At 43.5% G+C, this 16,821-nt stretch carries 17 protein-coding genes; 6 read left to right on the top strand and 11 right to left on the bottom strand.

The window, feature by feature from the left end; genetic code table 11:
• Window positions 1-4: 4 nt before the first annotated feature.
• From era to O4M77_RS09665, 7 genes are all read right to left on the bottom strand, one after another.
• Window positions 5-1,033 (bottom strand): GTPase Era, encoded by a 1,029-nt coding sequence (gene era, locus O4M77_RS09635; protein WP_004784513.1) that lies wholly within the window; start codon window positions 1,031-1,033, stop codon window positions 5-7.
• Window positions 1,033-1,731 (bottom strand): ribonuclease III, encoded by a 699-nt coding sequence (rnc, locus tag O4M77_RS09640; protein ID WP_323713402.1) that lies wholly within the window; start codon window positions 1,729-1,731, stop codon window positions 1,033-1,035. Before rnc ends, era begins: the two co-directional genes overlap by 1 nt.
• Window positions 1,703-2,074, bottom strand: coding sequence for a DUF4845 domain-containing protein (locus tag O4M77_RS09645; protein ID WP_034171224.1), 372 nt, complete (start codon window positions 2,072-2,074; stop codon window positions 1,703-1,705). The genes rnc and O4M77_RS09645 overlap by 29 nt, the downstream gene beginning before the upstream one ends.
• Window positions 2,075-2,098: 24 nt before the next feature.
• Window positions 2,099-2,926 (bottom strand): signal peptidase I, encoded by an 828-nt coding sequence (gene lepB / locus O4M77_RS09650; protein WP_180104444.1) that lies wholly within the window; start codon window positions 2,924-2,926, stop codon window positions 2,099-2,101.
• A gap of 21 nt (window positions 2,927-2,947) precedes the next feature.
• Window positions 2,948-4,765 (bottom strand): translation elongation factor 4, encoded by a 1,818-nt coding sequence (lepA, locus tag O4M77_RS09655; RefSeq protein WP_004784519.1) that lies wholly within the window; start codon window positions 4,763-4,765, stop codon window positions 2,948-2,950.
• 258 nt (window positions 4,766-5,023) lie between these two features.
• On the bottom strand, window positions 5,024-5,509 hold the full coding sequence (locus O4M77_RS09660) for an acyl-CoA thioesterase (RefSeq protein WP_004784520.1): 486 nt from the start codon (window positions 5,507-5,509) through the stop codon (window positions 5,024-5,026).
• A 124-nt stretch (window positions 5,510-5,633) separates the two neighbouring features.
• On the bottom strand, window positions 5,634-7,019 hold the full coding sequence (locus tag O4M77_RS09665; protein ID WP_125279350.1) for a Do family serine endopeptidase: 1,386 nt from the start codon (window positions 7,017-7,019) through the stop codon (window positions 5,634-5,636).
• Between the two features lie 236 nt (window positions 7,020-7,255).
• On the opposite strand from O4M77_RS09665, the gene nadB reads away from it, so the two are divergent.
• Window positions 7,256-8,884, top strand: coding sequence for an L-aspartate oxidase (gene nadB, locus O4M77_RS09670; RefSeq protein WP_159124067.1), 1,629 nt, complete (start codon window positions 7,256-7,258; stop codon window positions 8,882-8,884).
• A gap of 120 nt (window positions 8,885-9,004) precedes the next feature.
• Here nadB and O4M77_RS09675 read toward each other — a convergent pair whose 3' ends face one another.
• The 4 genes from O4M77_RS09675 to pabC all read right to left on the bottom strand — a co-directional run bounded on the left by O4M77_RS09675 (window position 9,005) and on the right by pabC (window position 12,013).
• Complete coding sequence (locus O4M77_RS09675) at window positions 9,005-9,445, bottom strand: PaaI family thioesterase (protein ID WP_179992698.1); 441 nt, start codon at window positions 9,443-9,445, stop codon at window positions 9,005-9,007.
• Window positions 9,446-9,535: 90 nt separating this feature from the next.
• Window positions 9,536-10,135 (bottom strand): dTMP kinase, encoded by a 600-nt coding sequence (tmk, locus tag O4M77_RS09680; RefSeq protein ID WP_323713403.1) that lies wholly within the window; start codon window positions 10,133-10,135, stop codon window positions 9,536-9,538.
• A 2-nt stretch (window positions 10,136-10,137) separates the two neighbouring features.
• The gene (gene mltG, locus O4M77_RS09685) at window positions 10,138-11,196 is read right to left on the bottom strand and encodes an endolytic transglycosylase MltG (protein ID WP_323713404.1); all 1,059 of its coding nucleotides are present in this window, start codon (window positions 11,194-11,196) and stop codon (window positions 10,138-10,140) included.
• Window position 11,197: 1 nt separating this feature from the next.
• Entirely contained in the window at window positions 11,198-12,013 is an 816-nt protein-coding gene (pabC, locus tag O4M77_RS09690) for an aminodeoxychorismate lyase (protein ID WP_312332994.1), read from the bottom strand.
• A gap of 161 nt (window positions 12,014-12,174) precedes the next feature.
• Between pabC and O4M77_RS09695 the strand changes: the two genes are divergently transcribed.
• The 5 genes from O4M77_RS09695 to cysW all read left to right on the top strand — a co-directional run bounded on the left by O4M77_RS09695 (window position 12,175) and on the right by cysW (window position 16,820).
• Complete coding sequence (locus O4M77_RS09695) at window positions 12,175-13,185, top strand: sulfate ABC transporter substrate-binding protein (protein ID WP_323713405.1); 1,011 nt, start codon at window positions 12,175-12,177, stop codon at window positions 13,183-13,185.
• A 173-nt stretch (window positions 13,186-13,358) separates the two neighbouring features.
• A complete protein-coding gene (locus tag O4M77_RS09700; protein WP_323713406.1) occupies window positions 13,359-14,384 on the top strand; it encodes a sulfate ABC transporter substrate-binding protein in 1,026 nt (341 codons plus the stop codon).
• Window positions 14,385-14,404: 20 nt separating this feature from the next.
• A complete protein-coding gene (locus O4M77_RS09705) occupies window positions 14,405-15,010 on the top strand; it encodes an alpha/beta hydrolase (RefSeq protein WP_323713407.1) in 606 nt (201 codons plus the stop codon).
• An 86-nt stretch (window positions 15,011-15,096) separates the two neighbouring features.
• Window positions 15,097-15,930 (top strand): sulfate ABC transporter permease subunit CysT, encoded by an 834-nt coding sequence (gene cysT, locus O4M77_RS09710; RefSeq protein ID WP_323713408.1) that lies wholly within the window; start codon window positions 15,097-15,099, stop codon window positions 15,928-15,930.
• The gene (gene cysW / locus O4M77_RS09715; RefSeq protein ID WP_180002807.1) at window positions 15,927-16,820 is read left to right on the top strand and encodes a sulfate ABC transporter permease subunit CysW; all 894 of its coding nucleotides are present in this window, start codon (window positions 15,927-15,929) and stop codon (window positions 16,818-16,820) included. Before cysT ends, cysW begins: the two co-directional genes overlap by 4 nt.
• Window position 16,821: the final 1 nt, after the last annotated feature.

Consider the following 16,821-nt stretch of genomic DNA (forward strand, 5'->3'; position numbering starts at 1 on the left):
CAATTTAAATGTCGCTATAACCTAGACTTTTCAGTGCCCGCTCATCATCAGACCAGCCGCCTTTGACTTTCACCCAAAGCGTTAGCATGATTTTCTGCTCGAACATTTTTTCCATGTCGACACGAGCATCCATACCGATTTTTTTCAGCTTGGAGCCTTTTTCACCAATCACAATGGCTTTCTGGCCAGCACGATCAACGAAAATGGTGGCATCAATATAAGTACATGCCGGCTTCATACGACCTGTTTTTTCATTCAGGGTCGGCTCTTCAGTTTTGAAAGATTCGATCTGAACAGTTAAATCGTATGGCAGTTCTTCGCCTAACTGACGCATGATCTTTTCACGGATAATTTCAGAGGCCAGGAAACGCTCTGAACGATCGGTAAGCTGATCCAGTGAATACAGTGGTGGCTGGAATGGCAGATACTTGGCAATCGTATCGCGTAAGTGTTCGAGGTTGGCACCACGAAGTGCAGACACCGGTACGATTTCAGCAAAGTTCATCAGTTTGGCACGTTCACGAATCAGCGGTAAGGCCTCATTCTTGTTCTCGAACGTGTCCAGCTTGTTGATCACCAGAATCACTGGCATATCCGCATTTTTTAATTTTTCCAGAACAAGCTCGTCGTTCTGGGTCCATTTCTGTGCATCAACAACAAACAGCACCAGGTTCACGTCACGCAATGCAGAGTGCGCAGCTCGGTTCATCATTTTATTGATGGCACGCACTTCTTTCTTATGCATCCCCGGTGTATCAACAAATACCGCCTGAGACTTTTCACGTGAATCAATCCCTACGATTTTATGACGTGTGGTTTGTGGTTTACGTGAAGTAATTGAAAGTTTCTGGCCCAGTAAGTGGTTCATCAAGGTCGATTTACCCACGTTTGGACGTCCGACAATCGCCACGAAACCGCTACGATAATCAGAAGGAATTTCAGTACCCTGTGCACTGAAAAATTGACTAATCAAGTCATTGCTGTCGCTTTGCGACTCGTGATCAGCATCAATGTGATCGGAATGAGTAGTCATTAAGACTTATGCTCCAAATGTTTTAAAATATCTGCCGCAACCGCCTGTTCAGCGAATCGTCGGCTTGAACCTTCACCGGCCATGACCGGCAAGCCTTCTACCTGGCATTCCACTTTGAAATGCTGGTTCGGGGCATCACCCTGAATATCTACAACCTCGTAAACTGGGAGAGGTTTTTTACGTGCTTGTAAATATTCCTGTAGGCGTGATTTAGGGTCTTTCAGCTGGTCAGTTGGCTCTATATTGTCTAAATACGGCTCGTACCATTTTAGCACAATTGCCTGTAATACAGTGAGATCACCGCAATCCACATAGATCGCACCAATGATAGCTTCGACCGTATCCGCAAGTATAGACTCACGATGATGACCACCCGATTTCAGCTCACCCGTACTAAGAATCAGGTTCTGATTCAATTTTAGATCATTGGCAATTTTCCCTAACGCTTCCTGTCGGACAAGAGTCGCACGCATACGCGTCAGACGCCCCTCATTTTCCTGCGGGTAAGCAGTAAAGAGATAATTGGCTATGATCATCCCTAAAAGAGAATCGCCTAGAAATTCTAGGCGTTCATAGTTGTGTTTATGACTGACTGAACGATGGGTCAATGCCAATTTTAACAGATCAGCTTGTTTAAACTGATAGCCGATCCGTTTGGCAAGACGCTCATCATTTAGTTTTGACTGTGCTTTGATCAAAATCTTTCTCAAACTTCATCACTAAATCGATATTCATTATAAAATTCTTGCGAATTTCATAATTCTTGTGCACTTGTAAACCATCAGTGTTGGTTACCTTGGCAATTTCATCAAATTTCAGATCGCGAATATTGTTCATTTCTAAACGCTGACCCATCTGTTGACGAAATTTTTCTGGCGCAATATTTGCCGGAGAACTCTTTAAAAGTTCCTCAATCTGATTGTCCACCATACGATCATCAAAGTATGGCCCCCACACTGCAATCGCCACTTTGGCAAGAAAAGCAAACCCCACGATTGCAAATAAAATTCCAATATACGAAGCACCTTGTTGATGTTTCATTTTTTATTTTCCTGACTGAAATAATTAATCGATTATTCCGTTTCGACTAAACGATGGCAGTTTAAAGCCAGGTTCTTTATGCATCCAGATATAGAATGCGCGACCTGTTAAGTTTTCTTCCGGAACAAAGCCCCAGAAACGACTGTCAGCACTTTGATCGCGATTATCCCCCATCGCAAAGTAATGACCTTCTGGAACTTTCACTTCCCAATATAAACCATTTTCAGTTGAAAACTTACCATTTTCTATATAGTTAAGGAATGGAGCCTGACGAGCTACATTGACTCCTTCCAGCTCACGCATAGTGAAGGTATGTTCGCCAATGGTTTCTTTATGATAAATCGAATTTGGCGTGTCCAGGCGATCTTTTTCACGACTGAATTCTACTGGAACTTTTGCTACCTTCTTACCATTAATAGTTAACTGGCCATGATCATAAACAATATGATCACCTGGCAAACCAATTACACGTTTGATATAGCTAATCGTTGGTTGTGGCGGATAGCGAAAGACCACGACATCACCACGTTCCGGACTACCTGTATCCAGAATTTTTGTATTTACAATCGGTAATTTCACACCATAGTCAAATTTATTGACCAAGATAAAATCACCAGTTTCCAGCGTTGGAACCATAGAGTCTGATGGAATATTGAAAGGTTCGTACAGAAAAGAACGCAATACTAAAACAACGGCTAAAACCGGCCAGAAATCATAAGCCCAGGTAATAATGAAGTTTTCATTGCCCTTGCCTTTGGTCTGTCGTTGTTTCAGTACAAACTTATCCAGCAACCAGACCGCGACGAAAAATAAAGTCGCAGGAACAAGAATCAAATTAAAATCAAAATCCATGGGCTTATTATCCTTATAGTATTAGCGTTCGACTTTCAGTACAGCTAAGAACGCTTCTTGTGGAATTTCAACACTACCCACCTGTTTCATACGTTTCTTACCTTCTTTCTGTTTTGCAAGAAGTTTCTTCTTACGTGATACGTCACCACCATAACATTTTGCCAATACGTTTTTACGCATTGCTTTTACAGTAGAACGGGCAATAATTTGCGCACCAATAGCCGCCTGAATTGCCACATCAAACATCTGACGAGGAATCAGGTCTTTCATTTTTTCAACCAGTGCAATTCCACGGTGACGTGCATCCTGGCGATGGCAAATCATTGCTAAAGCATCGACTTTTTCACCATTGATCAGGACATCCACTTTCACCAGTGATGAACTTTCAAAACGCACAAAGTTGTAATCTAGTGACGCAAAACCACGTGAACAAGATTTCAATTTATCAAAGAAATCCATCACCACTTCGGCCATTGGAATTTCAAAAGTAACAGAGACCTGATTCGCCATGAACTTCATGTCTTTCTGTACACCACGGCGCTCAATACATAGGGTCATGACATTACCCAGGTATTCCTGTGGCACGAGGATATGACACTCTGCAATTGGTTCACGCAGGTCTTCAACAGTTGAGCCATCTGGCATTTTTGACGGGCTATCGATGTAAATGGTATTGCCATTTTTCATCACTGCTTCATAAATTACCGTTGGTGCTGAAGAGATCAAATCCAGATCGTATTCACGTTCCAGACGCTCCTGTACGATCTCCATGTGCAGCATACCTAAGAAGCCACAGCGGAAACCGAAGCCTAGAGCATCAGAACTTTCTGGTTCGAAGAACAGCGCAGAGTCATTGATTTGCAGTTTATGCAATGCTTCACGGAAAGGTTCAAAATCACTGGAATCGATTGGGAACAGGCCCGCATAGACCTGTGGTTTTACTTTTTTGAAACCAGGTAATGTTGGAACTTCTGGAGTAGTTGCCAGTGTAATGGTATCACCCACTGGTGCACCAAAAATGTCTTTAATACCGGCAATTACGAAACCAACTTCACCCGCTTCAAGAATATCGGTTTCAGTATGCTTCGGATTGAAAATACCGACTGAAGTGATGATATGTGTCTGACCCGTCGATTTCACCAGCATCTTGTCGCCTTTGCGAACACGCCCCTGTTTCACACGAACTAGAGATACCACGCCCAAGTAGTTATCGAACCATGAGTCAATAATCAACGCTTGCAGCGGTGCATCACGTTCACCTGTTGGTGCAGGAATGACATTCACCAGCGTTTCAAGTACACCTTCAATACCTAGGCCAGTTTTTGCTGAACAGGTCGGTGCTTCAGTCGCTTCAATCCCGATAATATCTTCAATTTCCTGAATTACACGTTCGGGTTCAGCCTGTGGCAAGTCAATCTTGTTCAGTACTGGTAAAACTTCCAGACCCTGCTCAATCGCGGTATAGCAGTTTGCTACAGACTGCGCTTCTACCCCTTGCGCTGCATCCACAACGAGAAGTGCACCTTCACAGGCCGCTAAAGAACGTGAAACTTCATAAGAGAAATCCACGTGTCCCGGGGTATCAATGAAGTTCAACTGATACTCTTGACCATTTGGATGGGTATAGTACAAGGTGACCGAAGCCGCTTTGATGGTAATCCCACGTTCGCGTTCAAGTTCCATAGAATCAAGAACTTGAGCCTGCATTTCACGATCCTGCAAACCACCACAAGTTTGAATAAAACGGTCTGCCAGAGTCGATTTACCGTGGTCAATATGCGCAATAATCGAGAAGTTACGAATGTTTTTAATATCAACAGATTTTTTAGCTTGCGCCATGGGCTACCTTGAGAAAAAAACGCGCCATGCAATTTAAAAAGTCATTGCATAACAAAAGCCGAATAGAAATTGCCGAGGATTATAGCAGAATGGAGATACAGAAAAAGAATTATCTTTCTTCTCTCTTAGCTGTCTTAAGCACATGACCAGTTTCTTCTTATTTTTCTTTTCCTCAGCTTTTTCTTAGAAACAGCTTGTTAAATGGGCTGCTTCCTATTTAGTAGCTGCCTTCTATTCGATCTCGATATCATCACCTTATTAGATTGATTCTTCTCTTATTGCCTTTGCTTCTTCACTCAAATATAAAGTAGAAAAATCATAAGGGTTAATACTGTCTGAGAGGGGCTGATAAGCTTGGGTAAAACTTGGCGACATACGCTTCGGGCGACCCGACGCAATTTCGATACAAGCCCACTGCGTGCTACCGGTAAATAGGACATTCTGATCCTGTGGACGATAAAAAGCATACTGTCTGAATGAATATAAGGCATTCAAATCACTTAACCAGGTTCGTAGAATCAGCTCATCCCCTTCAAATGCCGCCTTGCGATACTGGACATGATGTTCAACTGCAACCATGGCATGTTTAAGTTGCAGATACTCATTTAAACCGAGTCCTAATTGCTCGATATGGGCCGAGGCCACATCCTGCATCCACTGCACATAAATGACGTTATTCACATGTCCTAGACGATCAATATGTTCAGGATGTACCTTTAAAACTTGGTCAAAAATACCAGTCACTTTTCTCTTATCCTTTATCGCAATTTTTTCCATGTACAGAGTCTACAGAAATTATGCCTCGGGTAAATTGCGAAAAATAAAAAACCGCCTATACAAGCGGTCCTTTATTGAAGATTCATTTATTTTATGAAATGCGCATCCCGACAATGGCACGTTGACCCTGACGAATCAGACCGACACGAGCAACACTACCTTTTTTCAAATCTGCCACAGCTTCCACAAACTGGTTACTGTTCAAGATTGCTTTACCATTGATTTGAGTCACGACATCATTTGGCATAATCCGTGCCTGAGCTGCGATTCCGTCTCTACGGACGTCCTGAATCACTACACCACCCTTAATCTCTAAACGCTCTTTTTCAGCCGGGCTTAATTCCCGAATAGTAACGCCTAATACCGGACCTTTATTTGGCTGAGCCTGGTTACCTGCTTTGGCTGGCGTTTCATCTGGTGCAGTCGTGAGTGTTGCATTGATACTACGACGTTTATCATCACGTAATACTTCTAACTGGATCTGCTGTTTAGGCGCAGAACGGTTCAAATAGTTCAGCAACTGGCTAGTGCGTGAAATATCAGTACCATTGTATTTTAAAATCACATCACCGGCTTGCAGACCCGCTTTAGCCGCTGGCGAGTTTGGTGCCACCTGGGTAATTAAAGAACCTTCTGGCTTAGATAATTTATAAGATTCAGCCAAAGTACGGTCGATATCTTGCAGGCTTACACCCAGATAAGAACGGGTCACTTTACCATCACGTTTCAGCTGGTCAGCCACTTCCATAGCGACATCAATGGGAATCGAAAATGACAGGCCCATATAACCGCCAGTACCACTGAAGATTCGTGAGTTCACCCCAACCACTTCACCGCGCTGGTTAAATAGCGGTCCACCCGAGTTACCTGGATTCAGGGCCACATCAGTCTGAATAAATGGGACTGCGGTTTCGCCCATCATATTACGCATCTTGGCACTGACAATCCCGGCAGAAGCGGAGTAGTCAAAACCAAAAGGTGAACCGATTGCTAATACGGGTTCACCTACACGTAATTTATCGACATCACCAGTACGCAGTTCCGGGAAACCTGAACCATTGACTTTCAACAAAGCGACGTCGGTACGCTCGTCGCTTCCCACGACTGTCGCATCAATTTCCCGACGATCATTCAAGGTAATTGTCACTTTAGACGCATCTTCAACTACGTGGTGGTTGGTCAGCAGATAACCATCCTTACTAATGAAGAAGGCACTCCCATATCCGGTTTTTTCCTGCGGTACACGTGGCTGCGGAATAATCACCTGATTACCAAAGAAACGGCGTAAAATTTCAGGAACCTGTTGTTGCAAGAGCTCTTCTTCGCTCATTTTCTTGACAACACTCACACTGACAACTGCCGGACTGACCTGATCAACCAGGTTAGAAAAATCGACGGGTGTTACTGCCTGTAACTGAGCAGCACTCATGGTAACAGTCGCTGCAAATAATCCTTTTTTTAAATCCAGAATTTTCATATAAATTATTCACCCAAATTGTTGATAAATTTATGTAAATAGGTTTTATCACAAACTTCATATATTTTAAGTAACAATATGTTCGAAAGCTTGAATGTTGGCAACCTTTAATTTTTCTAAAGCATTAAGTTAAAGCTTTTATTAATTTTTTTCATCAATAAATGAGCACTTAAACGCTTGCCTTTTGTACAAAAAAGCGCTCTGATTAACGGACTTTTTTCAATTAGCTGATGGACATGTCTAATTTTCCCCTTACCCATCATTTTGACGTGATCATTGTGGGCAGTGGTGGTGCCGGTCTTAGTCTAGCACTTTCTTTGCCTGAACATTTTAATATTGCAGTTCTTGCCAAATCCACCCTGACCGATGCCAGTACCTATTATGCACAAGGCGGCGTTGCAGCCGTACTGGATGAGACAGACTCGATTGAACAGCATATTGATGACACCATGATTGCAGGTGTACATCTGTGTGAAATGGATGCGGTGAAGCAGACGGTTGAAGGTGGTAAGCCTTCGGTGGATTTTCTGCTGAAACACGGCGTCCAATTTACCCTGGATGAGCAGGAACAATTACATTTGACCCGTGAAGGCGGCCATTCACAGCGCCGAATCATTCACGCAGCTGATGCGACTGGGCGTGCCATTTCTACCACGTTGGTACAGCGCGCTCAGGAAAAAGAAAATATTACCATCTTTGAAAATTACATTGCGATCGACCTGATCTGCTCACAAAAACTGGGCTTAGATGGTGAAAATCGCGCCTTAGGTTTATATGCACTCAATGAAGCAAGTGCACAAGTCCACACTTTCTTAGCACCCTTTACTGCTCTGGCTTGTGGCGGTGCGATGAAAGCTTATCTTTATACCTCGAACCCTGATATCGCGACCGGTGATGGGATTGCGATGGCTTATCGTGCCGGTTGCCGGGTTGCCAATATGGAATTCAACCAGTTCCATCCGACCTGTTTATATCATCCACAAGCCCGTTCATTCCTGATTACAGAAGCTATGCGTGGTGAAGGCGCCTATTTACGCCTTCCTGATGGTGAGCGCTTTATGCTGCGCTTTGATGAGCGAGCAGAACTGGCACCACGTGATATTGTGGCGCGTGCAATTGACTATGAGATTAAACGTCTGGGCATTCGTCATGTCTGGCTGGACATTACCCATAAAGATGAAGGCTTCATCAAGGAACATTTCCCGACCCTGTATGCACGTCTGCTAGAGCTTGGCATCGACATCACCAAGGAAATGATTCCTGTGGTTCCTGCTGCGCATTATACCTGTGGTGGTGTGGTCGTAGATGAAAATAGCCAGACTGATATTGTCGGACTCTATGCCATTGGTGAAACGTCCTATACTGGCTTACATGGTGCTAACCGCATGGCCAGCAACTCACTTTTAGAATGTTTTGTGTATGGCATGAGTGCTGCCAAACATATTCAGGAAAATTTCAAGGCAGATCAAGCTATCCCTGAAGTACCAGAATGGGATGATTCTCAGGTGACCAATCCTGATGAAGATGTAGTTATTCTGCAAAACTGGGACGAGCTGCGTCAGACCATGTGGAACTATGTGGGTATCGTCCGCACGACTAAACGTCTAGAACGTGCCCTGCACCGGATTGAGATGTTAAAGAAAGAAATTACCGAATACTATCAGGATTATCAGGTGAGCAAAAACTTGATCGAGCTGCGTAATCTGGTACTCGTTTCAGAGATGATTGTGCGTTGTGCCATGCAACGTAAAGAATCCCGTGGCCTGCATTTCACCCTGGATTATCCAGAATTGTTGCCTGAACTACGTAAAACTGTACTAATTCCACCAAGTTTTGAAGTAGAAACTCCTTTGGTGAATGCTTAAAGATATAAATAAGGCAGATCATATTTTTAAATGTTATCTGCCTTTTCTTTGGCTGTGATTTTTTTAAGTTTTTAGAATAATCAGGTTATTTAAATAAAGCATATGATTTGTATGAGTTAATCAGCATTTTAAGGAGTGTATGGGTTCTTTACGTGGTGGAACCGAATAGGTCGCTGTCACATGGGCAACCGGCTCTTCCTGATCAATCGAATAAATCCAAACTTCTCCCACAATGAGCGCCTTCCCCACTTTCATCAATTTACTTTCCCCTCGCAGATCGACTCCGCCTGAAGGTTTACGCAAAAAATTAATATTCAAGTTTGTGGTCACTGCTAGGCCAACCAGTCCAATCTCACCGAGAATGGCAATATATAAAGCCAGATCAGCCAAGGTCATCATAGTAGGGCCAGATACCGTGCCGCCGGGACGTAATTCCTGCTCACTCACTCGATACAGTACGGTTGCACCCTGAGGCACTACAGCTTCGATCTGGCACTTTTCCAGGCTCTGTGGAAATTCCTGCTGTAAAAACTGGATGATTTCTTCTCTTGTACTTTTCATCATGTTTTATCTTCCTGATTTATTCCAATATAGAGATTCTTCCTTGAAATAACTAGAGAAAAGTATGCCAAAAATATCTTTAGAATAAAATTATTTTAAATAAGACAGTGCCTGTTCAAACACCTGAACCGGTGTTTGAGTCGCATCTAGACGCTTAATACGTTCTGGATGACGCTGGCATAGTGTGGTATATCCAGCACGAACCTTCTCAAAGAAAGTAACTTTCTCTTGCTCAAATCGATCCAGAGCACCTCGGGCACGGGCGCGATTCATACCCAGTTCAATCGGTGCGTCCAGCCAGAACGTAATATCCGGCATACGTTCCACAAAATTTTGATTTAACAGATTCAGCTTGTCTTCACTGAGTCCACGTCCTGCACATTGATAGGCAAAACTGGCATCACTGAAGCGATCACATAAGACAATTTTTCCAGCATTTAAAGCAGGTAGAATCACTTGTGCCAGATGCTGGGCACGTGCCGCATACATCAACAATAACTCTGTATCATGGCACATCGCTTCTTCGTGGTTTACGGCCAACAATAGTGAACGAATCTGTTCTGCCATTGGTGTGCCACCCGGCTCGCGGGTCAGCACGACCTCTTTACCTTGAGCAATAAAATCATCATAGATACGACGAATGAGTGTGGTTTTCCCTACACCTTCAGTGCCTTCAAAGCTGATAAACATGCTCATTCCTTATTTTTTGAACGTAAAACAGAAAGATACTCTTGCACTGCTCTATTGTGGTCTTGCAGACTGCTGCTGAATTTATGCCCACCATTACCCGTTGCAACAAAATAAAGATTTTGTGAATTGTCCGGATGCATGGCAGCCTCAATAGCTTTCTTGCTTGGTAAGGCAATCGGTGTTGGTGGTAAGCCAGCCATAGTATAGGTATTATATGGTGTTGGAGTGCGCAAATCCTGACGAGTAATATTACCTTTGTAATTCTCACCCATACCATAAATCACGGTTGGATCTGTCTGTAGACGCATACCGATTTTCAAACGGCGTACAAATACACCTGATACCTGTTGTAACTCGCTATCCAGACTGGTTTCTTTTTCAATGATCGATGCCATGATTAGCGCTTCATATTTATTCTGATATGGCAGATCTGAAGCACGTTTTTCCCAAGCCTGATCCAGAGACTTCATCTGGCGCTGATAAAGATCGGTCAGAATCTTGCGATCCGTTTCGCCTTTGGCAAAGAAATAGGTATCTGGAGCAAATAGACCTTCAGGATGATTAAATGGAATATTGAGTTCTTTGAGCAATTGATCGGTTGGCAAATTCACCACTTCTTTAGTCACCAGATCATCTTTCTTTAAAGCATCAATCAGCTGTTTAAAGGTTGTACCCTCAATCACCAGAATCCGGTTCATCTGAGCATTTTCTGCATTGGAAATCATGTCCAGCACTGCACGGATACTCATACCTTGAGGAATTTCATAGACACCCGCCTTCATGGTGTCATGAATCATGATGCGCTGATACAGCTTTAAAATAACCGGAAAGCTGACATGATTTTCTTTGGCCAGCCGATCAATAAATCCAGAATAGGTTTCACCGTTACTAATTGCCAGTAACTGTTTTTGACCTTCTACAGGATAATCTTTCCATAGGCTAGCTTTCAGGATCAACCCTAGAACCAGGAGTATCCCGATTAGAAATAGAACTATCCCCTTCATGAAACCAGGGCGTTTGGCATTATTTTTCTTTTTGGTTTTAGACTTGGAAGCTGACATATTAATAAGGCATCTGATTCAATCGAAGACGGTTAAAAAGTTCAATACAAGCATCTACATTTAAAGCACGCTGCTCAAATTGAGTGGCAATTTTCATCGGACTGAGCGCATTGCAGAAAAACAAGCTGTCGATATGGGGAATTTCATCCATTTCCACATCACGCTGCTGACAGATAATGCCCTGATCCTGCATACGTTGCAAAATTTCTGCACGCATTACACCGAAGACGCCATTATAACGAAGTTCTGGTGTAATCCATGTATTGTTTATACGAATGAAGCAATTACTGCTCACCCCTTCAACAATTGTACCCTGCACATCCGTGACCAGTGCTTCCGGCCAGCCATGCTGATCCGCTTCCTGTTTAAGCAAAACCTGTTCCAGACGGTTTAAGGTTTTCAGCCCCACCAGATTCGGCATACTGAGACCAATGGCCTGTTGCAATACACCCGTCTGAATCTGTTCATAACTGAAGTCCTGTACAGTTTTCGGATAATAAAACACCCAAAGATCTGCCGGATGGTCTGGCAGGCTATAACCACGCTGTCCTATACCACGACTCAGTACAATCTTTAAGGTTCCGTTCAGTTCAGCTTCTGATTTCAATAACGCTTGCAAACTTTTTTCAATCAGGTCCAGATCAGCATGCAAACTTAATTTTTGCTGGCTCATCCTTAAACGGGCTAGATGACGGTCTGCTAACTCGATCCGGTTTCGACGGATGCGCGCGGTAGTAAAGCAACCATCACCATAATGAAAGGCACGATCCAGCACATCTATATCTTTGACGGGTTGAGCATTTTTTAAATACAACATGCTTTTAAGGCCTCTCTGATGACGGATAGAGCGATGAAATATAAGCTCTGTCTATATATCTGTTTTACTCACATAAAATTCGTTTTTAATTATTTTTTATGCAAAAAATCTCCAGCTATTCTTGCCCCATCCAACAAAACAAAGAAACATTTGAGGCAAATATGAACATCCGTAAATTAAAAATTGGGGTATTGGCAGCACTTATTTCAGCAACCGCTTTTAGCGTATCTGCAAAAGACTTCCTGAACGTGTCTTATGACCCAACTCGCGAATTGTACGATAACTTTAATAAAGAATTCAGTGCTTACTGGAAAAAATCTACTGGTCAGGATGTGAACTTTAAACAGTCACATGGCGGTTCAGGTAAACAGGCACGTGCTGTCATTGATGGTCTGGATGCGGACGTCGTGACTTTGGCCCTAGCTGCAGACATTGATGAAATCGCTGCTCGTGGCCTGCTACCTAAAGACTGGCAAAAGAAATTCCCACAAAACTCAACACCTTATACCTCAACCATCGTTTTCCTGGTGAAAAAAGGCAACCCTAAAGGCATTAAAGACTGGGGCGATCTGGTGAAACCTGGCGTAGAAATCATTACACCAAACCCGAAAACCTCTGGTGGCGCGCGCTGGAACTATTTAGCAGCTTGGGCTTGGGCGAAACATCAGCCAGGCGGCAATGATACTAAAGCTCAAGACTTTGTTCGCCAGATCTACAAACAAACTAAAGTACTCGACTCAGGTGCACGTGGTTCAACCACCACTTTTGCTGAACGTGGGATCGGTGATGTATTGCTGGCTTGGGAAAATGAAGCGCATTTAGCGATTCGTGAACAGCCTGGCAAGTTTGAAATCATCACCCCTTCTTTGTCGATTCTGGCTGAACCACCAGTAGCAATCGTTGAAAAGAATGCCAAAAAAGATGGCAATGAAAATCTGGCTAAAGCTTATTTGAACTACCTGTACTCACCTGCAGGTCAAACGGTTGCTGCAAAGAATTTCTATCGCCCACGTAATGCGGCAGTATTAAAACAATACAGCAATGTCTTTAAATCGCTGAAGCTGGTGACTATTGATAAAGAGTTTGGTGGCTGGGACAAAGTACAGAAAAAACACTTTGCCAATGGCGGTATCTTTGACCAGATCGTAAAGGCAAATAGGACAAAATCGTAATAATAAATGTCTATGCAATGGCCTTATTGGATAAGGCCATTGTTGTTTCAAATACTTATAAAATCTTTTATCTTATATTTTCATATAAAATTCATTTTTAATTATTTTTTATGCATAAAGAATAGGTTTATTCTTCACTCATGTTACAAAACGTGTAAGAGTTTGAGGTTCACATGAGCATTTCAACAAAACTAAAACTAGGGGTTCTTGCTGCTGTTATTTCAGCAACTTCGTTTTCTGCTGCAGCACGCGACTTTTTGAATGTCTCTTATGATCCGACGCGTGAACTCTATGAAGACGTCAACAAAGAATTTAGTAAATACTGGAAAAGCCGTACTGGCCAAAATATTAACTTTAAACAGTCACATGGTGGTTCAGGTAAACAGGCGCGTGCCGTGATTGATGGTCTGGATGCCGATGTCGTAACTTTGGCATTAGCCGCTGACATTGATGTACTGGTCGAAAAAGCCAAACTGTTACCTGCAGACTGGCAGAAAAAATTACCACAGAACTCAACACCATATACTTCTACCATCGTATTCCTAGTACGTAAAGGCAATCCAAAGGGTATCAAGGATTGGGGTGATCTGGTAAAACCAGGTGTAGCGATTATCACACCAAATCCTAAAACTTCAGGCGGTGCACGCTGGAACTATTTAGCAGCTTGGGCATATGCCAAACACTTACCGGGTGGTAACGACAAAACTGCACAAGAATTTGTTCGTAAAATCTATAAACAAACCAAAGTACTTGACTCAGGCGCCCGTGGTTCAACCACCACTTTTGCTGAACGTGGCATCGGTGACGTATTGCTGGCTTGGGAAAATGAAGCACATTTAGCCCTTCGTGAACAACCGGGCAAGTTTGAAATTGTGACTCCCTCCCTGTCAATTCTGGCTGAGCCACCCGTCGCGATTGTTGAGAAGAATGCCAATAAAAAAGGCAACAAATATCTGGCACAAGGCTATCTGAACTTCCTGTACTCACCATTGGGTCAGGAAATCTCAGCACGTAACTTCTATCGCCCACGTAATGAAAAAGTACTGGCGAAATATAGCCAAGTCTTTAAGCCATTAAAACTGGTGACTATTGATCAGGAGTTTGGTGGCTGGGATAAAGTACAGAAAGCCCACTTTGAAAATGGTGGTGTTTTTGACCAGATCGTTAAAGCTAACAGCGCAAAAAATAATTTAAGCTGATTTCATACAGGAGCATCGACATGACTCATACGCTTATTGTTCCCGGTGTAGGTGGCAGTGAATACAATCACTGGCAAACCTGCCTGCAACACCGGCTCATGCGTTGCTCCCGGGTGCAGCAAAAAGACTGGAATCATCCGGTACTGGATGTATGGGTCGCAGAATTTGTTAAAACCCTGCAAGCCATTCCAGATGATGTACAAATTGTGGCACATAGCTTTGGCTGTTTGACCAGCGTGGCAGCACTGGCCCAGTATCCTGAACTGAATACTAAAGTCAAAAATCTGGTTCTGGTTGCACCTGCCAATCCTGCACGTTTTGGGGAAAATGGTTTTGCCCGTGATAGCCAGATGGATTACAGCGCCTATTTTCAGCAGCTCAAGATTCAGGCTCCAACGACTTTGCTGATCAGTGAAAATGATCCTTGGCTGAGTTTTGAAGATGCCCAGGTTCTGGCGAAAGCCTGGAAGATCAAACCGATTAATCTGGGAGCTGTAGGCCATATCAATGTTGCTTCCGGTTTTGGTTCTTTCCCTGAAATTGAACAATATTTGATTTCAGAAAAGGCTATGCACCATATCAGCAAAGTTGATGAGAGCAAGTATTATTTTAAATTTGCATTTTAGTCCCTGCAAATTATGCTTGTGCCGATTCTATTTTCTAATTTTCGCTGGTTAACTTTAACCAGCATTCTCTCTTTTGAGGAGTAATCATGTCGCAGCGATCCCGAGTGCTGCCAGGATTTGGTCTTTCTCTAGGCTTTACCCTAGCGTATTTGTCATTAATCGTTCTGATCCCGCTATCTGCCGTTTTTATTAAATCACTCGGCATTGGCTGGGAAAGCTTATGGGAAATCCTGAGCTCTGAACGTATCTTGAAATCATTACAGCTAAGCTTTAGTTCAGCCATTATTGCTGCTTTGATTAATGTAGTTTTTGGCCTGTTACTGGCATGGTGTCTGGTGCGTTATAGCTTTCCGGGCAAACGTATTGTCGATGCACTGGTCGATCTGCCTTTTGCCCTGCCAACCGCAGTTGCCGGTATTGCTCTGACTTCTTTATATGCACCGACTGGCTGGATTGGTCAGTATTTAGATCCAATCGGCATCAAGGTGGCTTATACCCCGATCGGTATTACCCTGGCCTTGATCTTTATCGGTATTCCTTTTGTGGTCCGTACGGTACAGCCGGTTCTTTCTGATTTAGAAACTGAACTGGAAGAAGCGGCTTCTGCACTCGGTGCAAACCGTTTTCAGATTGTCACCAAAGTCATTTTCCCGATTCTGCTGCCAGCACTGATCACAGGTTTTGCTTTGGCCTTTGCACGTGGTGTCGGTGAATATGGTTCGGTCATTTTCATTGCGGGTAACCAGCCTTTTGAAACTGAAATTGCACCGCTGATGATTATTTCCCGTCTGGAAGAATATGACTATGCAGGTGCGACCACAATTGCTGTAGTGATGCTGCTCATTTCCTTTGTAATGCTCTTCCTGATTAACTTATTGCAAGCTTGGGCGAGCCGCCGTACCGGGAGAACTGCACGATGAGTTTAAATACCAACAGCAATGCGCTGGCTGAAAAGCTGCAATCCCGCGATGCGACTCGTGAGCCGACCTGGGTACGTTATACCCTGATTGCGATTGCACTGATCTTCTTTTTAAGCTGCCTGATCCTGCCTTTGGTTCTGGTCTTTGTTGAAGCATTTAAACAAGGGGTTGGCGTATATACGCAAGCCCTTGTTCATCCAGATACTTTATCTGCGGTCAAACTGACTTTACTAACGGCTGTGATCGCGGTACCAATGAATGTAATATTCGGCATAGCTGCAGCCTGGTCAGTAGCGAAGTTTAACTTCCCTGGTAAGTCAATTTTAACCACCATTATCGATATGCCTTTCTCAGTATCACCTGTTATTGCAGGTTTGATGCTGGTACTGATTTTCGGTACTCAAGGCTGGATGGGTGGCTGGTTGATGGATAATGACATCAAGATCCTTTACGCCGTTCCTGCGATTGTTCTAGCAACGATCTTCATTACCGTACCTTTTGTAGCACGTGAGCTGATCCCTTTAATGGAAGCGCAAGGTACTGAAGAAGAAGAAGCTGCGATTGTACTCGGTGCATCTGGCTGGCAAACCTTCTGGAAAGTGACCCTGCCAAATATCAAATGGGGTCTGATTTACGGCGTAATTCTGTGTAATGCCCGCGCCATGGGTGAGTTCGGTGCAGTATCAGTGGTTTCTGGCCATATCCGTGGTGAAACCAATACTTTGCCGCTACACGTCGAGATTCTTTATAACGAATATACCTTTAGTGCTGCGTTTGCCGTGTCATCACTCCTGGCTCTCCTCGCAATTGTGACTCTGGTTCTGAAAACCTGGGTCGAACTGCGCCAGGAAAAACAAGACAAACGTAATGATGATTCAACAGTTTCTTAAG

The sequence above is a fragment of the Acinetobacter sp. YWS30-1 genome (assembly GCF_033558715.1).
Taxonomy (GTDB): Bacteria; Pseudomonadota; Gammaproteobacteria; order Pseudomonadales; family Moraxellaceae; genus Acinetobacter.